This is a genomic window from Nocardia sp. NPDC058499, assembly GCF_042719915.1.
Taxonomy (GTDB): Bacteria; Actinomycetota; Actinomycetes; order Mycobacteriales; family Mycobacteriaceae; genus Nocardia.
In genome coordinates this window covers 511161-529612 of sequence record NZ_JBHXMZ010000002.1, presented here as the reverse complement: position 1 = coordinate 529612, position 18452 = coordinate 511161, and the positions used below count along the sequence as shown (strand labels likewise).

20 protein-coding genes and 1 other RNA gene are annotated in these 18452 nt (G+C 67.2%); 7 read left to right on the top strand and 14 right to left on the bottom strand.

Annotated elements, in window-relative coordinates; translation table 11 throughout:
* Positions 1–10 precede the first annotated feature (10 nt).
* Positions 11–796 (top strand): histidinol-phosphatase, encoded by a 786-nt coding sequence (hisN, locus tag ACFWPH_RS07615; protein ID WP_378748780.1) that lies wholly within the window; start codon positions 11–13, stop codon positions 794–796.
* A gap of 126 nt (positions 797–922) precedes the next feature.
* Here hisN and ACFWPH_RS07610 read toward each other — a convergent pair whose 3' ends face one another.
* The gene (locus ACFWPH_RS07610; RefSeq protein ID WP_378748779.1) at positions 923–1462 is read right to left on the bottom strand and encodes a DinB family protein; all 540 of its coding nucleotides are present in this window, start codon (positions 1460–1462) and stop codon (positions 923–925) included.
* A 123-nt stretch (positions 1463–1585) separates the two neighbouring features.
* The gene (locus ACFWPH_RS07605) at positions 1586–2557 is read right to left on the bottom strand and encodes an SMP-30/gluconolactonase/LRE family protein (RefSeq protein ID WP_378748778.1); all 972 of its coding nucleotides are present in this window, start codon (positions 2555–2557) and stop codon (positions 1586–1588) included.
* A 167-nt stretch (positions 2558–2724) separates the two neighbouring features.
* Between ACFWPH_RS07605 and recQ the strand changes: the two genes are divergently transcribed.
* From recQ to ACFWPH_RS07590, 3 genes are all read left to right on the top strand, one after another.
* A complete protein-coding gene (recQ, locus tag ACFWPH_RS07600; protein ID WP_378748777.1) occupies positions 2725–4590 on the top strand; it encodes a DNA helicase RecQ in 1866 nt (621 codons plus the stop codon).
* A 98-nt stretch (positions 4591–4688) separates the two neighbouring features.
* Positions 4689–5456 carry a hypothetical protein gene (locus tag ACFWPH_RS07595; protein ID WP_378748776.1) on the top strand — a complete coding sequence of 256 codons (768 nt, stop codon included), beginning with the start codon at positions 4689–4691 and terminating at the stop codon, positions 5454–5456.
* Positions 5457–5504: 48 nt separating this feature from the next.
* Positions 5505–6497, top strand: a complete 993-nt coding sequence (locus ACFWPH_RS07590) for a helix-turn-helix transcriptional regulator (protein WP_378748775.1) — start codon at positions 5505–5507, stop codon at positions 6495–6497.
* Positions 6498–6713: 216 nt separating this feature from the next.
* Here the strand turns inward: ACFWPH_RS07590 and ACFWPH_RS07585 are convergent, their stop codons facing one another.
* The 4 genes from ACFWPH_RS07585 to ACFWPH_RS07570 form a co-directional block, all read right to left on the bottom strand.
* On the bottom strand, positions 6714–7727 hold the full coding sequence (locus ACFWPH_RS07585) for an alpha/beta fold hydrolase (protein ID WP_378748774.1): 1014 nt from the start codon (positions 7725–7727) through the stop codon (positions 6714–6716).
* Between the two features lie 26 nt (positions 7728–7753).
* Positions 7754–8851 (bottom strand): PDR/VanB family oxidoreductase, encoded by a 1098-nt coding sequence (locus ACFWPH_RS07580; RefSeq protein ID WP_378748773.1) that lies wholly within the window; start codon positions 8849–8851, stop codon positions 7754–7756.
* Positions 8848–9750 carry a metal-dependent hydrolase gene (locus ACFWPH_RS07575; protein ID WP_378748772.1) on the bottom strand — a complete coding sequence of 301 codons (903 nt, stop codon included), beginning with the start codon at positions 9748–9750 and terminating at the stop codon, positions 8848–8850. Before ACFWPH_RS07575 ends, ACFWPH_RS07580 begins: the two co-directional genes overlap by 4 nt.
* A gap of 118 nt (positions 9751–9868) precedes the next feature.
* Positions 9869–10225, bottom strand: coding sequence for an ArsR/SmtB family transcription factor (locus tag ACFWPH_RS07570; RefSeq protein WP_378748771.1), 357 nt, complete (start codon positions 10223–10225; stop codon positions 9869–9871).
* 105 nt (positions 10226–10330) lie between these two features.
* Here ACFWPH_RS07570 and ACFWPH_RS07565 point away from each other — a divergent pair, with 105 nt between their 5' ends.
* The gene (locus ACFWPH_RS07565; protein ID WP_378748770.1) at positions 10331–11545 is read left to right on the top strand and encodes an MFS transporter; all 1215 of its coding nucleotides are present in this window, start codon (positions 10331–10333) and stop codon (positions 11543–11545) included.
* Between the two features lie 236 nt (positions 11546–11781).
* On the opposite strand, the gene ACFWPH_RS07560 is transcribed toward ACFWPH_RS07565, so the two are convergent.
* The 6 genes from ACFWPH_RS07560 to ACFWPH_RS07535 all read right to left on the bottom strand — a co-directional run bounded on the left by ACFWPH_RS07560 (position 11782) and on the right by ACFWPH_RS07535 (position 14561).
* Positions 11782–12417, bottom strand: a complete 636-nt coding sequence (locus ACFWPH_RS07560) for a DUF2461 domain-containing protein (RefSeq protein ID WP_378748769.1) — start codon at positions 12415–12417, stop codon at positions 11782–11784.
* A gap of 51 nt (positions 12418–12468) precedes the next feature.
* Complete coding sequence (locus ACFWPH_RS07555; protein ID WP_378748768.1) at positions 12469–12816, bottom strand: hypothetical protein; 348 nt, start codon at positions 12814–12816, stop codon at positions 12469–12471.
* Positions 12817–12987: 171 nt separating this feature from the next.
* Positions 12988–13356, bottom strand: a transfer-messenger RNA (tmRNA) gene (ssrA, locus tag ACFWPH_RS07550).
* 87 nt (positions 13357–13443) lie between these two features.
* Positions 13444–13917 carry an SsrA-binding protein SmpB gene (smpB, locus tag ACFWPH_RS07545; RefSeq protein WP_062972833.1) on the bottom strand — a complete coding sequence of 158 codons (474 nt, stop codon included), beginning with the start codon at positions 13915–13917 and terminating at the stop codon, positions 13444–13446.
* A gap of 49 nt (positions 13918–13966) precedes the next feature.
* Entirely contained in the window at positions 13967–14206 is a 240-nt protein-coding gene (locus tag ACFWPH_RS07540) for a hypothetical protein (protein ID WP_378748767.1), read from the bottom strand.
* Positions 14207–14252: 46 nt separating this feature from the next.
* Positions 14253–14561, bottom strand: a complete 309-nt coding sequence (locus tag ACFWPH_RS07535) for a hypothetical protein (protein ID WP_378748766.1) — start codon at positions 14559–14561, stop codon at positions 14253–14255.
* A gap of 404 nt (positions 14562–14965) precedes the next feature.
* On the opposite strand from ACFWPH_RS07535, the gene ACFWPH_RS07530 reads away from it, so the two are divergent.
* Positions 14966–15709 carry an NAD-dependent deacetylase gene (locus tag ACFWPH_RS07530; protein ID WP_378748765.1) on the top strand — a complete coding sequence of 248 codons (744 nt, stop codon included), beginning with the start codon at positions 14966–14968 and terminating at the stop codon, positions 15707–15709.
* A gap of 46 nt (positions 15710–15755) precedes the next feature.
* Here the strand turns inward: ACFWPH_RS07530 and ACFWPH_RS07525 are convergent, their stop codons facing one another.
* Positions 15756–17051, bottom strand: coding sequence for a D-arabinono-1,4-lactone oxidase (locus tag ACFWPH_RS07525; RefSeq protein WP_378748764.1), 1296 nt, complete (start codon positions 17049–17051; stop codon positions 15756–15758).
* 72 nt (positions 17052–17123) lie between these two features.
* On the bottom strand, positions 17124–17801 hold the full coding sequence (locus tag ACFWPH_RS07520; RefSeq protein WP_378748763.1) for a TetR/AcrR family transcriptional regulator: 678 nt from the start codon (positions 17799–17801) through the stop codon (positions 17124–17126).
* A 137-nt stretch (positions 17802–17938) separates the two neighbouring features.
* On the opposite strand from ACFWPH_RS07520, the gene crcB reads away from it, so the two are divergent.
* Entirely contained in the window at positions 17939–18382 is a 444-nt protein-coding gene (gene crcB, locus ACFWPH_RS07515; protein WP_378748762.1) for a fluoride efflux transporter CrcB, read from the top strand.
* The last annotated feature ends 70 nt before the right edge of the window (positions 18383–18452 follow it).

Sequence of the window (18452 nt, the reverse complement as noted above, 5' to 3'; positions counted from 1 at the left end):
GGGTTTCGGTGTGGCTGCTCACTCCTCTGACCTCGAACTCGCGTTGCGCCTGGCCGACGAGGCGGACACGATCACCCGCGAACGGTTCGGTGCGCTGGACCTGAAGGTCGACGCCAAACCCGATCTCACGCCCGTCTCCGACGCCGATCTGGCGGTGGAGGAGGCGATCCGCCGGATGCTGCGGCACGGTCGCCCGGACGATTCGGTGCTGGGGGAGGAGTTCGGTGGCAGTGCCGAGTTCACCGGCCGGCAATGGGTTATCGATCCGATCGACGGCACCAAGAACTTCGTCCGCGGGGTGCCCGTGTGGGCCACCCTGATCGCGTTGCTCGAGGACGGGGTGCCGGTGGTGGGTGTGGTGAGCGCGCCCGCGCTGGCCCGGCGCTGGTGGGCCGCCGCGGGGCAGGGCGCGTGGTCGACCTTCCATCCCGGGGCGCCCCGGCCGATCACGGTTTCGGCCGTCGCCGAGCTGGATTCGGCCAGCCTCGCGTTCTCCAGCCTGTCGGGTTGGCGTGCCCGCGGGCTCCGCGAGAAGTTCATCGATCTCACCGACGAGGTCTGGCGGGTGCGCGGCTACGGCGATTTCCTCAGCTACTGCCTGGTCGCGGAGGGGGCGGTGGATATCGCCACCGAACCGGAAGTGTCGCTGTGGGATCTGGCCGCGCTGGACATCCTGGTCAGGGAGGCCGGTGGCACCTTCACCGCCCTCGACGGCCGGCCCGGTCCGCACGGCGGGGACGCGGTCGCGACCAACGGACGCCTGCATCGGCCGATTCTGGACTATTTCGCCCGATAGACCCGGCCCAGGAATCGGTGAACCGGAGGCAAGGCGGGGCCGGTCGCCCATATCCCGGGCGTCGGCGCCGCGATATCCGGTGCAATGAGGCCCGCCCCAGGACCGGGGCGGGCCGAAATCACGGCATCAGCCCATGGTTTTCGCTCCGTCGATGGCTTCGCGAATGATATCGGCGTGACCGGCGTGCTGCGCGGTCTCGGCGATGATGTGCAGCAGCACCTGGCGGGCCGACCACGAATCCTCCTGGAACCACGGTGCCTTGGGCAGCGGCCACGCGCGGTCGAGGTCGGCGGTGGCGATCATGGCATCGGTCCGGGCCGCCACTTCGGCGTAGGCATCGAGGACTCCGGCGAGTGTCTCGTCGGGCAGCAGCCGGAACTCGGTATCGCGCGCGGCGAAATCCTCGGCAGTCATATCGTCGAAGTCCTTCATGGCCCCGGTGCCCTCCACGATGAAGTCCGCCCAGCCCCGTTCCACACCGGTGACGTGTTTGATCAGGCCGCCGAGGCACAGTTCGCTGTCTGCCGGACTGCTCGCCGCCTGCTCGTCGGTCAGGTCGCGGGTGGTGAATCGCAGGAAAAAGCGTGTCTTGCTCAGGACGGCCAGTAGATCGGCGCGTTCGCCGGTCAGCGCGGTGGTGGTGTCGAGGGCGGCGGTCTCGGCCATGGTCTTCGCCTTTCGTCAGGGGCTGCTTCGGGTTGTTTCCGTGTTCGATTGCCACGTTATTTCCCATAGCGGCCACTTTTTGACCTCAATTACGCGCGCATCGAAAATTTCTCGGATGTCCGGTCACCGCCGGGTGGCATCGGCGGGAGTCAGGTCCACATCGGGTGGTGGCCGCAGCCGGCGCAGGGTGCCGTCCATGCTGGTGACATACAACGCCCACGAATCACCGTCGCGGGCTATACGTACCGAGGTCGCACCGTCGGGCGGCATCCGGATCGGGTCGGGGCGTTTGATCAACCCGGTGATGACAGAGCAGCCGGTCCCGGTATCCGGGTCCACCCGGTACACCGCGCCGGCCAGATGGTCGGCGACGAAGAGGTCACCGTCGCGAGTGGCTTCCATATCGTCGGGCAGGGCGACGAAATCCGGGAGCCCGGCGATCACCGACGTCTCCGCGGGTGCGTCCAGCGGGACCTGGAACAGGCTCAGGGACATATTGCCCGTATAGATCGACTTCCCGTCCGGGGCCAGCGCCAGGCCGTTGGACAACGGTACGGGCGACCAGGAAGGCGTGTACTCACCGGTCGACGGCCGATAACGGGAGATGCCGGTCGGTGCCCCGCGTACACCGATAGTTGTGAACAGCAGATCGCCGTCCGGAAGCAACAGCAACCCGTTGGGGCCGTTGAGGCCGGTGAGCAGGACTGTCACCGCGCCCGTGTCGATGTCGTAGCGCTGCAGGGTGCCGGGTGCCTCCGCGAACCCGTCGCCGGTGAGGAAATACACCGAACCTTCCGCCACTCGTACACCGGCCGGATGATCGAGCCCGGTGACCAGCTTTTCGAATGTGCCGTCGGCGGAGACGTGGCCCAGGTACCCGTCGAGGATGCCGGTGACGTAGAAGCCACCGGCGCCGTCGGAATCCAGGTTCTCCAGGTTGCCGGCGCCCTCGAGTACGGTGTCCGACTGCCATCCGTCCGCGCACGCTATCGGCAGTATCTGGGCATGCGCTGCAGGTGCGGTGGTGACCAGGCCCGCAGTGGCCAACGCCATTACGCACAGTGCGGCCCGGGCCCGACTGATCGGGGAAATCATGGACCGGAACCTACGCGACGCGGTTGTCCGGTGCCCGTTTTCGCGTGGCGACCGTGCGACGAGCTGTGTACGGCTGGGTTGTCCCCATGTGGACAACTCGGCCGATCCGGCCCGTCGGGCCGTTCTTCGCGAGGTGCGGGAATCGACGTCGCTCGTAGGATGGCCGCGTGGATACCGCCGAAGACACCGCAGTGGCAGCTCCCGCACACTCCGACGACGCCGCCCACGAGGTGTTACGCCGGGTCTTCGGGTACGACAGTTTCCGTGGTGAACAGCACGCCATCGTCGAGCAGGTGATCGATGGCGGCGATGCGCTGGTGCTCATGCCCACCGGCGGGGGCAAATCGCTGTGCTATCAGATCCCCGCGCTGGTCCGCGACGGCGTGGGGGTGGTGATATCGCCGCTCATCGCGCTCATGCAGGACCAGGTGGATGCGCTGAGCGCGCTGGGCGTGCGGGCCGGGTTCCTCAATTCCACCCTGTTCCCGGACGAACGCCGTGCCGTCGAGGCGCAGTTCGCGGCCGGGGAGCTCGACCTGCTGTACCTGGCGCCGGAACGGTTGCGGATGGAATCCACGGTGGCGTTGCTCGGGCGCGGCCGGATCGCGCTGTTCGCGATCGACGAGGCGCATTGTGTTTCGCAGTGGGGTCACGATTTCCGGCCGGACTACCTGGCGTTGTCGGTACTGCACCAGCACTGGCCGGATATCCCCCGGATCGCGTTGACCGCCACCGCCACCGAGAAGACCCGCGACGAGATCATCACCCGGCTCGATCTCGGCGGGGCGCGCCGGTTCGTCGCCAGTTTCGACCGGCCTAATATCCAGTACCGGATCGAACCGAAGAACCGGCCCGATCGCCAGTTGCTCGATTTCCTGCGCACCGAGCATCCCGGCGACGCCGGAATCGTCTACTGCCTATCACGGAATTCGGTGGAAAAGACCGCGGCATTCCTCACCGAGAACGGTATCCGCGCACTGCCGTATCACGCGGGCCTCGATCATCGCACCCGCGCCGAGAACCAGGCCCGGTTCCTGCGCGAGGAAGGGCTCGTCATCGTCGCGACCATCGCGTTCGGAATGGGTATCGATAAGCCGGACGTCCGTTTCGTCGCCCATCTCGATCTGCCCAAATCCGTGGAAGGCTACTACCAGGAGACCGGCCGCGCCGGCCGCGACGGTCTGCCGTCGACGGCCTGGATGGTGTACGGGCTGCAGGATGTGGTGCAGCAGCGCCGGTTGATCGATTCCTCGGAGGGCGACGCGGCGCACCGCAGGCAGTTGCAACTGCACCTCGACGCGATGCTGGCCCTGTGCGAGACGATCGAATGCCGGCGGGCGCGGCTGCTCGCGTATTTCGGTCAGCCCGCCCAGTCGTGCGGGAACTGCGATACCTGCCTGAGCCCGCCCGAATCGTGGGACGGCACCGTCGCCGCGCAGAAGCTGCTGTCGGCCGTTCTGCGCCTGAAACGTGAACGCGGCCAGAGCTTCGGTGCGGGCCACCTCATCGATATCCTGCTCGGCAAGAAGAACCAGAAGGTCCAGCAGTACGACCACCACGAGCTGAGCGTGTTCGGTGTCGGCGCGGATCTGCGCGATACCGAATGGCGCGGGGTCGTGCGCCAGCTCCTGGCGCAGGGCTTGCTCGCGGTGCACGGCGATTACGGTGTCCTCACCCTGACCGAGGCCAGCGAGAGCGTGCTCTTCGACGGCCGCACGGTGCGTTTCCGCCGGGAACCCGAACGCCCGACTCCCTCGCGCGCGGCGCGCAGCGCCAAGACCGCGAAATCGGCGCCGGTCGAACTCACCGATGGCGATGCCGCCCTGTTCGACAGGCTCCGCCAGTGGCGTGCCGATACCGCCAAGGAACAGGGGGTCCCGGCCTATGTGGTGTTCCACGACGCGACCTTGCGTGAAATCGCGGCTCGCAAACCGGGGGGCCTGGCGGCGCTGGGTGAGGTGAGCGGTGTGGGTGAGAGCAAGCTCGCCCGCTACGGCGAGCAGGTGCTGGAGGTGGTGACCGCCGTGGAGTGACCGGGCGGCGAGAGGTCCTGCCTGCGGGGAGCTTTCATCCGATGACTTGTCCCCGTCAGTGACGATAGGGGGCTGAACAGACCGCCTAACCTGGCACTATGCCCAGCAAGCACACTCCGTGGTCCGGCTCACGCCGCGGAGTCGACTTGCCTGCCGAGCGGTTCGGGCTCTTGGATCCGCGAATAGTCGGCGGGGCGCGCCGCTCGGCCGATGGCTGGGGGAGCGAGTCCGAAGCCTCCGGGTCCGCTACCGATATCGGCTCACCCGGTTCGAATCCGGCCGCCGCCGAAGCCACTCTCGACGAACAGCCGCGGTGTGCCGGGCGCACGGCATCGTCCGGGACAGGGGAACTGGATCCGGTCGGCTCTCCGAACCGGGCCGGCGGCGGGTATCCGGCGTACTGGGGTGGTCACGCCCTGCTGGGACTCGTGCTCGGGATCGCGGTTCTGCTGGCTGTCGGTGGTTTCTACGTCGGTCGTGTCACCGACCCCCATGCGGCCGGGGAGCCGGCGGTGACCACTTTCGTCGCGGCAACACCGCAGGTGGGCGCCACCGGGCCGGCCCCCGCCGTCGCGTCCCCGCAGCCCGAGCCGGTCGGGCCCGCCTCGCCGGAGGTCGGGGCCGGGTTCGTCTTCGGCAAGGTCCGGGCCAACGACGGCGGGGTCCTTACCGTGCGTAGCGAGATCACCCGGGCGGAGGTGGTCGTGTACCCCGACAGTTCGACCAAGCTCTACGTGCTGATCGCGAGCGATCCGGCCGGTATCGATATCGGCGCGCCCGTGTGGATATGGGGCCGCAAGCACGCGGACGGGTCGCTCACCGCCACCACCATCGCAGGTATCTCCATGCACGGTAATACCAACTAGTCGTATCCAGCGGTCAGGAACCGGCCGCAATTCGACCACAATCGAGGTATGGCGAATACGAGCACGCGGACCCTGCGCCTGCTGTCGCTGCTGCAGACCCACAAGTACTGGCCGGGTACCGAGCTGGCAGACCGTCTCGGCGTATCACCGCGGACCTTGCGGCGTGATGTCGATCGGTTGCGCGACCTCGGCTACCCGGTCGAGGCGCAACGCGGCGTCGACGGTGGCTATCAGCTGGCGGCGGGCGCGGCGCTGCCTCCGCTGATGGTCGACGACGACGAGGCGGTCGCGCTGGTCATCGGCCTGCAGGTCGCGATGCAAGGCATGGTCGAGGGAGTCGCCGAATCCTCGGTGCGGGCGCTGGCCAAGGTGGTGCAGGTGATGCCGCCGCGGCTGCGCCGCCGGGTCGAGGCGATCCGGGCGATGACTGTTCCGGCCGATTGGGGTGGCCGCTCCGATCCGGGACCGGATCCGGCCGCGCTCACCACTGTCGCCCTGGCCTGCCGCGACAGCGAGCGCCTGCGCTTCACCTACACGGCGGCCGACAGCCGGCACAGTGAGCGCCATGTCGAACCACACCGCCTGGTCGCCCTGGGGCGTCGCTGGTATCTGGTGGCCTTCGACCTGACCCGGCACGATTGGCGCAGTTTCCGGATCGACCGGCTCACCGCGCCCGTCGGCGACGGTTCCCGTTTCCGTCCACGTGAACTGCCCACCACCGACGCCGCGGAGTTCGTCCGCGCCGGGGTCGACCGGATTTCGCGCCCGTACCGCATCGAAGTCCTGGTAGAAGCCCCGGCCGAGGCGGTCCGGGAACGGATCGGGCGCTGGGCCACGGTCGAGGCCGTAGCGCCCGGCCGCTGCCGGGTTTCGATGACCACCGATTCACTGGACTGGCCCACTATGGCGCTGGGTTCACTCGAGGCCGAGTTCCGGGTCCTCGAACCGCCGGAGCTGATCGCGCAGATCCGCGACTGGAGCGAGCGTTTCGGCCGCGCGCTGGCCGGCCCGGCCGACGGTTCGGCGGGATTGCCGGCGTGACACGACCAGGAGCACCCGCCCCGTCCTGGGCCCGCCAGCGGCCCGCCGAGTTCGCAACGTAAGGCTGCACCGGAGTTTCGCTGCGGATAGGCAGCCTGCCTGTGTCGATGTCACGGCCGGCCGCACCGGGGACCAGTTCTCCCGAGACCCTGCACCGCCGGAGATGCGGGCGCGACCGCCGTCTCCAGCTGCCCGACTGCGTCGACCGGTTCCAGCTCAGCGCGTGCCGTTCTCTCGGGCCGGCTCGCGCGTGACGGGCAGCTGTCGAACTCGACCGGGCGTTTCACCGGCGGCGACTGCTTCTCCCGCGGGCAATTCGCCTGTCTCCACCGCGTCCACCAGTTCGGTGGTCGCGGTCGCGAGGAGATCGGGATGCGAGAACGGCATCCAGTGCCCGGCCGGAACATCGCGGCGCCAGAGTCGCGAAACCCACTGCGCCGAATCGTCGTATCCGGCCGGCCGGACCGCGATATCGCGCCCGGCGACGATCAGCTGGACCGGTACATCGGTGGTCCGCTCACGCGGTTTCATCAGATGCGCGACGATATTGGCCCGATAGATGAGCAGGCCGTTGACCATGTCCTGTTTCAAGGTGGGCCCGAAGAAAATGGTCGACGGCGCGGTGTTGTTCATGAGCTGGATGAACCGCCGCCAGCGCTGTTCGGTGGCGAGCGCACCGAACGCCAGCCGCGGCAGACCTGGAGTCATGAAGAACCCGGTATAGGCCGACGACAGGAGCTGAGTGAACGGCTGCCAGATATTTCGTGCGCTCGGCCGGCGCAACCGGGCCCGCACCCAGGCGGCCAGATGGTCGAGGTTGGGGCCGGATACCGAGGTGAACGAGGCGATCCGGGCGCTTGCTCCCGGTTCGCAGACCGCCTCCCATACCTGTACCGACCCCCAATCGTGGGCGAGCACGTGTACCGGCCGGTCCGGGCTCACCGCCTCGGTGACCGCGAAGAAATCGGCGGCCAGTTCGGCGAGCCGGAAATCGGCGACCCGTGCGGTGCGGGTGGAGGCGCCGTGGCCGCGCGTATCGTAGGCGACGACGTGAAAGCGCTGGGCCAGCAGCGGGATCACGCCGTTCCACAGATGGTGGGTATCGGGCCAGCCGTGGACCAGGACGACGGTTTCGGCGTCCGGGTCGCCGTATTCGTAGACGGCGAGGTCGAATCCACGGTGGTGCACCGTCCGTTCGGTCGCCGGGTAGTCCGATATCGATACCGTCACGCTGATCTCCTGGTGCTGGGGTGGGGTCAGAGGTCGAGAACGAGTCGTCCGCCTGCACAGCGTGATACACACAGCAGCAGGTCGCCGTGGTCGCGTTCGGCGGGGGTCAGGACGCGGTCGCGGTGGTCGGGAACGCCTGCCGATACCCGTACCTTGCAGGTCCGGCAGAAGCCCTGCCGGCACGAATACGGCTGGTCGGGACGGTGCTCGAGCAGAACGTCGAGTGCGGATCGGTCGGCGGGCACGTCGATCACCTCGCCGCCGGCGCCGAGCTGGATCCGGAAAGGCACGCCGTTCACGACCGGTGGCGCCGAGAAACGCTCCGAATGCAGTTCTACCGCGGGCATAGTCCGCACTGTCTCGGCCATGGACGCGATCATGGGGGCGGGTCCGCAGCAGTACACGGCGGTTCCGGCGCCTGCTCCGCCGAGAAGTTCCGCGGCTGTGGGCAGCCCGTATCGGTCGTCGGTGCGGATCGTCACGCGGTCGCCGAATCGGCGCACCTCGTCCAGGAACGGCAGCGTGTCCAGGGCTCGCCCGGTGTACACCATCGACCAATCGACGCCGAGGGTTTCGGCCAGCCGCATCATCGGCAGGATCGGCGTGATCCCGATACCTCCGGCCACGAACCGCACCCGCCGCGCGGGCGACCCGTGACCCGGCGCGGCGAACGGAAACGCGTTGCGCGGCCCCCGAACCATCAGCGCCGAGCCGACGGACAGCGCGTCGTGTACTTCGTTCGAACCCGCACCGCCCGGAATACGGCGGACCGCGATCCGGTAGTCGCGGGTCGCGGTGGGGTCGCCGCAGAGCGAATACTGCCGCAGGCGTCCGGACGGTAGTTCGATATCGAGGTGCGCTCCAGGCCGCCACCGCGGCAGGCCGCGCCGGTCCGGTGCGGACAGGCGCAGGCTCACCACGTCTTCGTCGGAGGCTTCCACCCGGCGTCCGGTCACCACCAGGGGGATGCGGCGGTCGTCGGCGCGTGGTGTCAGATCGCGCCGGTTGGTCAGTGCCGTCCAGTTCAGCCGGGCGTTCACCACGGCGTCGAGGACGCGCAGGGTGCGGTCGTGCCGGCGCCGCCCGTACAGGTCGGCGGGCAGCGGTAGTACGGGCCCGGTCACGAAGCCGCCCGGGCCGCCGGTGATTGCGCCAGGTACGCGACGGCCTGTGCGGTCGAGCCGACCGACTCCGGACTGTATCCGGGTTTGAAGGTCGACAGCGCGCTGACCAGCAGGGCCGGGATGCCGGGGAGCGCACCGCGCCACATGGATCGCAGAATCTGCTGCAGCAACCGCGGATATCCGAGAACGGGCAAGTCGGGATCGTGGTGCACCAGGTACTTGGTCCCGCGCACCAGCAGCACCAGGAACGACGGGAAGACCAGCAGCATCACCGCGCCCCGCCGCAGGTAACCGACGCCGAAATACTCGGCTACATCGTGGGCGACATTGCGGTGCTCGACCTCTTCGGCGCCGTGCCAGCGATACAGATCCAGCATGCGCGGGTCGGCATCAAACTTCTCCAGTTCGCTGTTGAGCACCCAATCGCCCAGGAAGGCGAAGAAATGTTCCAGCGCGGCGATCACCGCGAGCCGATCCACCAGCTGCTGCCGACCGGCGCGGGTGGCGGTGGACCGCCGCGGGCCGATGGTCTTGCGGAACACGTACTCGGCCTGCTTCAGGTAAGGCCGCGGGTCGATTCCATTGGCGGTGAGCAGCAGCTCGTGCGATCCGGCATGGGTTTCGGCGTGCATCGATTCCTGCCCGATGAAGCCGAGCATGTCCGCACGCAGCTTCTCGTCCCGCACGAAGGGCAGGGCCTCCCCGAAGGTCGTCAGGAAGCTGCGTTCGCCTTCGGGGAGCAGCAGGTTGAGGGCGTTGAGGACATGCGAGGCGATCGGATCGGATTTCATCCAGTGCAGTGGGATGCCGGTCCACTCGAAATGCACGTTACGGGCGTTGAGCGCGACCTCTCCCGGGTCGGTCAGCCGTTCGGAGGCGTGGTTGCGGAACAGCCTCATCGATCCTCCTCGATCGTCACCGGCACCGGTGCGCTGTCACGCGGACGCCGGTACTTGTGACGATACACGTTAGTAGGACGACGAGTAACAGACAATGCGGTGAAAAATCCGCCCGAGGTCAGTCCGGTGGCTCCCACTTCGCCACCAGGTTCAGCAAGCCGGGAAAGCGGTCGTCGAGATCGGCCACGCGCACCACGTTGCGTCGCTCCAAGCCGTGCTGCCACTGCCGGATCAGCCCGGCCTCCCGTAGTACCCGCCAGTGGTGCGTCCGGGTCGATTTCGGGCGATCGATCGGAAACCAGCCGCACGGCTGCGGGATGCCGCCCGATTCCAGGTAGTAGGCGCGGACGATGCTGAGTCGCAATGGGTCGCTCAGGGCGGCCAGGACGGTTTCCAGGCGCAGTTCTTCGCGCGTGGGCTCGGGCAGTGGTTCGCCTGTCTTGCTGAATTCGGGCGTGGCGGTGAGGTCCGGCACGGCTCTCCTCCGATCGGTCGGTACGAGAATTATCGTACTAGGTGCTACAGTTCGACTTCGTTCGTATCGGTTCGAGAAAACTCGTACTTGAGGCAGGAGTTCGATATGGCCGCACCCGCAGTTCTCGACGTGGACGCCCCGGGCGCTCGAATGGTGAGCCTTCGAATCTGGTCCGCCGCCTGGCCCGTTGCCGCCGTATTCGTTCTGGCGAACGCGGCCACCCCGCTCTATGTGCTCTGGCAAGCCGAATTCGGTTTCAGCAAGAGCACACTCACTGCCGTCTTCTGCTGCTATATGGCCGGAATGGCGGTCGCCCTGCTGGTTTCCGGTGTCGTCTCCGACCGGCTCGGTCGCAAAACGGTACTCGTGCCTGCCCTCGTACTGGCGATCGTGGCCGCGCTGATCTTCGCCGTCGCGCCGAGCACCCTCGCATTATTCGTCGCACGCACACTCACCGGCGTCGCCAGCGGTGCCATGGTGTCCGCGGGAGTCGCCGCGGTCACCGACCTCGCCGGTCCGGCGCGCGCTCGTACAGGTGCGCTCGCCGGTGCTGTCGGAATCGCGGTCGGTACCGGACTCGGCCCTTTGCTGGGTGGGATCCTCTCGGAAATCGCGCCGGGCCCCACCGTCACCGTTTTCCTGGTCGAAACCGTATTCCTGCTGATCGCGCTACTACTCGTCGCCATACTGCCGATGCCGCGGCCGGCCGAGAGCCGGGCGCAAGGCTGGGTCCGCCTACCGCGGGTGCCCCGCCCGAACCGCCGGCACCTGGTCATCGGCGTAGCGGTCGCCGGCCCGGCACTGAGCACCACCGCGTTCACACTGTCGCTCGCGCCCTCACTGCTGTCCGAACTCCTCGGCACTACCAACCGGATCATCGCCGGAGCCGTGGCTTGCCTGACGTTCACTGTCGCCACCGGCGTCCAGTTCGCGCTGCGCGGCCTGCGCGTGCGACGTCTCCTGCTCATCTCGACGGTCAGCACCGTCGCCTGCGTCGCGACCCTGGTATTCGCGGTCGGCACCTCCTCGGTACCCGGCCTCGCAGCGGCCGCCGCATTGGCCGGTCTCGCCTACGGTCCCGCCATGCTCGGCGGCCTCTCCCTGCTCAACGGCGATATCCCGGCGGACCGGCTGGCCGAGGCCAATGCCGCGCTCAATATCGGTGCCTATACCGTCGCCGGCCTCGTGATCTTGGGCTTGGGCGCCCTGAGCGATCACCTCGGATTCGCGCTCGGTGTCACGGCCTTCGCTGTCGTGGTCGCGGCGGTATCGGTGGCGGCAGCGGCTCTCGTGCTGTCCGGTGTGCGGGTGCCGCGATGAGCCGTGCCGAACACCCGGCGCCGGACCCGACCGACGGAAAGGCCTTTGCTGTCAGTGGAGAGCCCAGGCAGCCGGGGCCGCGGGCGTCGACGTTTTCCCGTAGGAGTGGGATTCGCCGCCCTCCTCAACGGTCTCGACATCGCAGTTGTCGGACGAGTAGCCCCGCCGGTGGTGGCTCGTCGGCGTGACGGCCGGATCCGAGAGCCTGTGTGGGTGCCCTCTGGACCGACTGGGGCTCAGTTCCCTACGACCGCCCCGAGCCATTCCACGATGGGGCGCAGCGTTTCCCACGACTTGCGGATCTCTGTCGCGGCCCGCGGTGTCTCCAACCAGTCGGGGGCCCCGAACTCACGGCTCATCACCAGCGACTTGTGCCGCAGCAGGTCGATGCGGGGGTGGTCGATGGGATAACCCTTGGGGCGGGTCTTCAGTTTGCCGCCGCCGAGGGTGTAGCCGGCCGCTACGAGCTTGCCGGCGATCGACTCGAGCTCGGCGCCGCGAACGTCGTCGTCGAGGGTGGTGCGCAGGCGGGACAGCTGTTCCGGTGTGGCGGCGTAGAGACCTCCGGCCACGAACAGTCCCGGTGCGCCGATCTGGACGTACCAGCCGACCCCCGGCGCGGTGTGCACGACCGCGCCCTGATGGGTCTTGTACGGTGACTTGTCCTTGGCGAACCGCACGTCGCGGTAGGGGCGGAAGATTTTGGCAGGACCGAATCCGGGTTCGAGATCGGTGATCAGCGCGGTCATCGGCCGCTTCACCGCTTCCTCGTAGATGTGCTTGTTGGCGGTCCAGAATGTCCTCGAGTTATCGGCCTCGAGATCCTCGTAGAAGTCCGGCCCCGCGATCGGAAACCCCGCGAACTCGCTCATGACATCGAACCTATCGCCCACCGCGCGAGCGGACGACAGGAAGCCGGCCGGTCAATCCCTGGGTTCGTCGTGAATCTCCATGGCCGCTGCCTCTGCGGGGCGCCGGTCCTCGGCGCGCAGTTCGTCGCGATGCCGGCGGCGGGTCCATTCCTGGTCGAGTTCGCCGGCGATTCCCAATCGGCCGGTGTCGTCGTTCTCGTGATAGCGGATGACCAGCTCTTTCGGGGGATCGGCGATATAACGCTCGTATTCGCGGACCTCGTCGGCCTGATCGTCGTCGCCCAGGTCGTAGTCCAGATCTTCGCGGTCCTCGTCGCCGATATCGAGTACCTCGTCCATCAACCGGTAGCCGGAGCTCGCTCCGTCGTGCTCCGGACCGGGATCGCGCATATCGGGCATGGCGCCCACCTCTTTCGCGGACCGGCTCACCAATCGCAACCACTGTGAGCTGTGGTTCCTACGCTACCGCCGACTGCGGCGGCGTGGAACCCGGCGCCCTCGCCGATCGCGCCGCCGGGGCTCCGGGCCGGGATACGACGAAGGCCCGGTCCGTGTGGACCGGGCCTTCGGAAGTGGAGCTGCCGGGAATCGAACCCGGGTCCTCCGCCGCTTCTCCAGGGCTTCTCCGTGTGCAGTTCGCTGAGCCTCTACTCGGATCTCCCGGTCTCGCGAACAAGCCGGGATGACGATCCCAGTCGCTGTTGGATGTCCCGCGTTACTCCGCGACCGAGTCGCGCGGTGAGCCCTCTAGCTGATGCCGGCACCGAAGCCGAGGGCGAACCTCGGGCCGACAGAGACGCTATCGCTTAGGCAGCGAGAGCGTACTCGCGCTGATGAGAATCGGCGCTTAATTGGTTGCAACGACGCTTACGGTGGTCTCTTGCCTGCACCGACACGCTTCCCCTGAATCTACGTACGCAGTCGAAACCGTTCAGCCCCGTACGTCCCGGCACTTTGCCGGGCCAGTCATATTAACACTTCGGGCACCGTCGTTCATTCCCGTTTTCCCGGTGCTGTTCGCGCCGGTCAGCGCATCCCTTTGATACGCCGGCCGAGTTCGCGGGTGACCTCGCGCTCGGCGGTGCGCCGGGCCAGATCCTGCCGTTTGTCGTAGTCCTGCTTGCCTTTGGCGAGGGCCAGTTCGACCTTCACTTTGCCGTCGGAGAAATACATCGACAGCGGGACCAGTGTCTGGTTGCCCTCGCGGGATTTGCCGACGAGGCGTTCGATCTCCCGCTTGTGCAGTAACAGCTTCCGGACCCGGCGCGGCGAGTGGTTGGTCCAGGTTCCGTGACTGAACTCCGGGATGTGCAGGCCACGCAGCCAGACTTCCCCGTTGTCTACGGTCGCGAAGGCGTCCACCAGTGAGGCTTTGCCCTCACGCAGACTCTTGACCTCGGTACCGACCAACGCGATCCCGGCCTCGTAGGTGTCCAGGATCGTGTAGTTGTGCCGTGCCCGGCGGTTGGTCGCGATGACCTTGCGCCCCTTCTCCTTCATGACGACAACCTTAAAGCGCCGCGGCAACCGGATTATTCCCGGCCGCTGCTCAGCCCGGTTGCAGTAGCAGGTAGAGGATCAGAACGGCGGAAAACGCGGTGACGAGTAGCACGGTGGAAAGCCGCGGCAGATGTGTGCCGCGCGGGCGGGAGCGGCGGTTCAGCCAGCTGTGGTCTACTGCAGGGTCCGTGCCGGGGTTGCGGTGCGGCGCATCGACCGGTTCGGCCGGTGGGCCTGGACCCCCGCTGTTGCCCTCGATACTTTCCTCGGACCCGTCCCCGGATGCCATGCTCGCAGGCTAGTCCTGCGGACAGGTATTCGGGAACGGGGCGCGATCAGCGAGGGGTTCTCAGGATGCGCAGGGTGATGCCCAGGCCGACGAGGATGCTGGCCGTGGCAATCAGTGCGGTGGAAAACGATTGGGTGATGGCGGCGATTCCGGTACTGAAAATGAGGCAGGTGGCGAGCGCCAGCAGTGCGGTGCCCCATTCCATACCGGCGATCCGGGTTGGTCGGTTACGCAGTGCTGTCATGTTTTTCGAGTACCCCGCCGTCTCGGTTATCAAACCGTTATTGCCGTAGTTCCGGGCCGGGATGTGCTGGATCCGCAGTTCTGCCGTACGGGGTGCGCGGTGGCGAGCCATGGCGGGACCTCCGTCTCGGTTGGATGTGGCAACTGTCTTCACCGTAACGGACAAATCTCTACTTGGATACCGCGTGGCAAATCTCGAGACAACCATCACACAGAGTGGGAAAAGCTGGTGATCGGCTGTGCTCCTGACGTGATCTTTCCGGGAAAACCCCTGATCAGAAGGAGTGGGTATGCCCGACACGCCCAAACCGTACTCGAGGAATGTTTCCTGGCGATTCGCGGGGATCGGACACCAATTCGCGTTTGCTGAAAAGTAGCTGTCGGGCCTCGGGGAGGCTGCGGGGAGATGAGCACGGCCCGGCTTGCCTAAGCTGGTGATATGCGGATTCAGTACCGGCGCGTATCCCGGTCGAGTGCCCCTCCCCGCGGAACAACGCCGGTCCCGGGGGCACTTCGGTGACCCGGTGGCACCAGCGGGCGGGCCGTATCGCCGTACTGACGGGCGCGGGAATTTCCACCGACAGCGGGATCCCCGATTTCCGTGGTCCGCGGGGGGTGTGGACCGAAGATCCGGTGGCGGAACTGTTGTCCACCTACGACAATTACGTTTCCGACCCCGCCCTGCGTGAACGGTCCTGGCAGGCCCGCCGCGACAACCCCGCGTGGGGTGCCGAACCGAACCCAGCGCATCTCGCACTGGTGGAGTTGGAACGGGCCGGGCGTGCGCTCACGATCGTCACCCAGAATGTCGACCGCTTGCACCAGCGCGCCGGTTCGAACTCGCAGCGGGTGATCGAGATCCACGGCAACATGTTCGATGTGGTATGCGTGGATTGCGCATATTCCGCGACCATGGCCGAGACGCTGGACCGGGTCGGCGCCGGGGAACCCGATCCGCCGTGCCCGGAATGCGGCGGCATCCTCAAGGCCGCCGTGATCATGTTCGGCCAGGCGCTGGACCACCGCACACTGCTCAAGGCCTCGCTGGCGGCCGAGACGGCGGATATCTTCCTCGCCGTCGGCACATCACTCCAGGTGGAACCCGCGGCCTCGTTGTGCGGCCGGGCGGTGGCCGCGGGTGCTTCGCTGATCATCGTGAATGCCGAACCCACACCGTACGATTCGATGGCCACCGAGGTCGTGCGTGAACCCATCGGGGAGGCACTGCCCCGGCTGGTCGACCTGATCCTGGGGCAGTGAGACCGCCGACGGGCGTGCATCGCATGTCCGGCGAATCGGAATCGGTCTACACGGGACCGAGCACTCGGTCGAGGTAATCGTTGGCGAAACGGCCCGCCGGGTCGTAGTGCCGGCGCACCGCGGCGAAACGATCCCAGTCCGGGTAGCGGGCACGAAGTGTCTCCGCGGTCTGGTAGTGACGTTTGCCCCAGTGCGGGCGGCCCTCGTAACGGTCGAAAATCGTTTCGCAGGCGCGGAAGAACGGCTCGTGTTCCATACCTTCGTACTGGTGCACCGCGATATAGCAGGTTGCGCGGCCGCCGGCGGGGGAGAGGAAGGCGTCGTCGCCCGCGACCCACCGCACCTCGATGGGCATCGGCGAATCGAAACGGCGCGCGGTTTCCTTGATCTCCCGGATCGCCTCGACCGAATATTCGCGGGGGATCGCATATTCCATCTCGGTGAACCGGAACAGCCGCGGACTGGTGAACACCCTGTAGGAGCGGTCCACCTGACGCCGGTAGCTGAAGGCGTAGGCGGCGGCGCGCTGAAGTGGCGGGATGATGGCCGGCCGCCGGCGGGCCAGCCGGCACAGGGCGTCGCTGACGTAATTGGATACGGCGATATCGGCGAACCAGTCGACCGCCTTGTGCCGTGGTGCGGGCGGCAGGTCGACCCGGTTGTTGCGTTTGGTCATCGCGATCGGGCTGTGGGCGAACATATAGAACTCGAAATGTTCGTTGCCGTCGACATAGGAGTCCAGATCGTCCAGGATCTCCGCCACCGGCACCGGTCGCTCCACGCCCTCGAGCACGAAAGAAGGGACGAGTTGCAGGGTGAAGGCGGTGATCACGCCCAGAGCGCCCACGCTCACCCGTGCCGCCCGCCACGCCTCGGCGCCGGACTGTTCGGTCAGTTCCACCGTTCTGCCGTCGGCGGTCATCAGCTCCACCCCGTGCAGTTGCGCGGAGAGGTTGGGTAGCCGGGCGCCGGTGCCGTGGGTGCCGGTGGCGGTGGCGCCGGCGATGGTCTGGGCGTCGATATCCCCGAGGTTCGGGAAGGCGAGGCCGTACTCGTCGAGCCGGTCGTTGAGCGCGGCGAGGGTCATCCCCGCCTGGACCTTGGCCAGGCCGGTCTCGCGATCCACCTCGAGTACCCGGTTCATCCGGGACAGGTCGAGTAGCAGACCGTCGGTGAGGCAGGTGTCGGTGAAGGAATGTCCCGATCCCGCGACGCGGATCCGGTGCCCGTCCGCGGCGGCCCGGCCCAGCTCATCGGCCAGTTCGGCGTGATCGCGCGGCGCGGCCAGCCGGGCCGGTGCGCATCGCTGGTCGCCGGCCCAGTTCACCCATAACTTGGTCACATGTCCAACACTAGGGGATGGCGTCTCCGGCTGCCGGGTAAACGTCCTGACACGGAGAAAACCGGGACCCGTTCAGCGACGGCGGGCCACGCACGGTTTGGCCGCTTTGGCCCGCTCCACCTCCGCAAGACTGAGCGCATTCACCGCCAACGGTTGCGGGGGCATGTCCTGGGCGCGAATGCCGTTGAGGGTGATCGCCATATATCGGCGCCAGATATCGGAATCCACCGGGCGGGCGAACTCGGCGAGCGAATCGACCATATAGATCAACGCGAACAGATCGGTGTCCGCGATCCCCGGCTGCAGTACGCCCGCGTTCCGGGCCCGCTCCATTACGGCCGCCACCGCCGGCCCGAGCTGTTCGCGCGGATGGGCGAGGCGATCGGGGTCGTCATGCATTTCGAGCATGACTTCGCTGAAACCGCGGTTGGTCGCCATATGCCGGCACGCGTAATCGAAGAGCCGTACGACACCCTCCCATGGATCCGCGGTCGCGAGTGCGTCCTGTGCGGCTTGCGCGAATTCCCGGACGTGCACGGCGAAGACCTCGGAAATCAGTTCCCGCTTATTGGCGAACCGGCGATACACGGTGCCCACTCCGACCCCCGCGCGGTCGGCCACATCGTCGAGCGTGATCTCCAGTCCACGGTCGGCGAACAGCTCCCGGGCCGCATCGATGATCCGCTGTTGATTGCGCGCCGCATCCACCCGGAGACGGCGCGTCCGGGGCGCAGTGGTGGCGAGGTTCACATCCGGAATGGTAGCAAGCTACGAATTAACGCAAACCGTTTCGATCCGGCCGAATGTAAACCCCCTCCCGCCTGCGGATACCGTTGCGGGGCACGATCCACGCGCACGTCGCCGTGGAACGCAGGAGGTCCCGCAGCATGAGCGAACCAGTGCAGCCCGCACCGATCGATGCCGCCGTCCTGGCGGCCGTCGCCTGCGGTGGTGGGCTCGGTGCCGGACTGCGCTACTGGCTCACGCTCCGGATCCCGGTCCGGCCCGCCGGTTTTCCGTGGGCCACCTTCCTCGCCAACACCCTCGGCTGCCTCGCGATCGGCATCCTGATGGTGATCGTCACCGAGGTGTTCGCGCCGCCGCGTCTGCTGCGTCCGTTCCTCGGAGTCGGGGTACTCGGTGGATTCACCACCTTTTCCAGTTACAGCGCCGAGGTTCGTACACTGCTCGAATCGGGTGCCACCGGTGTGGCGCTCGGATACCTCGGGGGAACCGTGGTGACCTGCCTGATCGCGGTCGTCGCAGGAATGACGGCCACCCGGTGGATCGCGGGGAGACGCGGCGGGACAACGCAGTACGGCACGAGCTGAACGTAAGACGGCACGAGCGAGAGGGGTCGGGTGATGGCGGTATCGGTGGGTCCGGAACATCGGCGGCGGC

Coding starts and splice junctions, on each gene's coding strand:
- ACFWPH_RS07610 (WP_378748779.1), bottom strand. CDS start 1,462: ATGGCCGAGACCGCCGCCCTCGACACCACCACCGCGCTGACCGGCGAA.
- ACFWPH_RS07605 (WP_378748778.1), bottom strand. CDS start 2,557: ATGATTTCCCCGATCAGTCGGGCCCGGGCCGCACTGTGCGTAATGGCG.
- ACFWPH_RS07595 (WP_378748776.1), top strand. CDS start 4,689: ATGCCCAGCAAGCACACTCCGTGGTCCGGCTCACGCCGCGGAGTCGAC.
- ACFWPH_RS07590 (WP_378748775.1), top strand. CDS start 5,505: ATGGCGAATACGAGCACGCGGACCCTGCGCCTGCTGTCGCTGCTGCAG.
- ACFWPH_RS07575 (WP_378748772.1), bottom strand. CDS start 9,750: ATGAGGCTGTTCCGCAACCACGCCTCCGAACGGCTGACCGACCCGGGA.
- ACFWPH_RS07565 (WP_378748770.1), top strand. CDS start 10,331: ATGGCCGCACCCGCAGTTCTCGACGTGGACGCCCCGGGCGCTCGAATG.
- ACFWPH_RS07560 (WP_378748769.1), bottom strand. CDS start 12,417: ATGAGCGAGTTCGCGGGGTTTCCGATCGCGGGGCCGGACTTCTACGAG.
- ACFWPH_RS07555 (WP_378748768.1), bottom strand. CDS start 12,816: ATGCCCGATATGCGCGATCCCGGTCCGGAGCACGACGGAGCGAGCTCC.
- smpB (WP_062972833.1), bottom strand. CDS start 13,917: ATGAAGGAGAAGGGGCGCAAGGTCATCGCGACCAACCGCCGGGCACGG.
- ACFWPH_RS07540 (WP_378748767.1), bottom strand. CDS start 14,206: ATGGCATCCGGGGACGGGTCCGAGGAAAGTATCGAGGGCAACAGCGGG.
- ACFWPH_RS07535 (WP_378748766.1), bottom strand. CDS start 14,561: ATGGCTCGCCACCGCGCACCCCGTACGGCAGAACTGCGGATCCAGCAC.
- crcB (WP_378748762.1), top strand. CDS start 17,939: ATGAGCGAACCAGTGCAGCCCGCACCGATCGATGCCGCCGTCCTGGCG.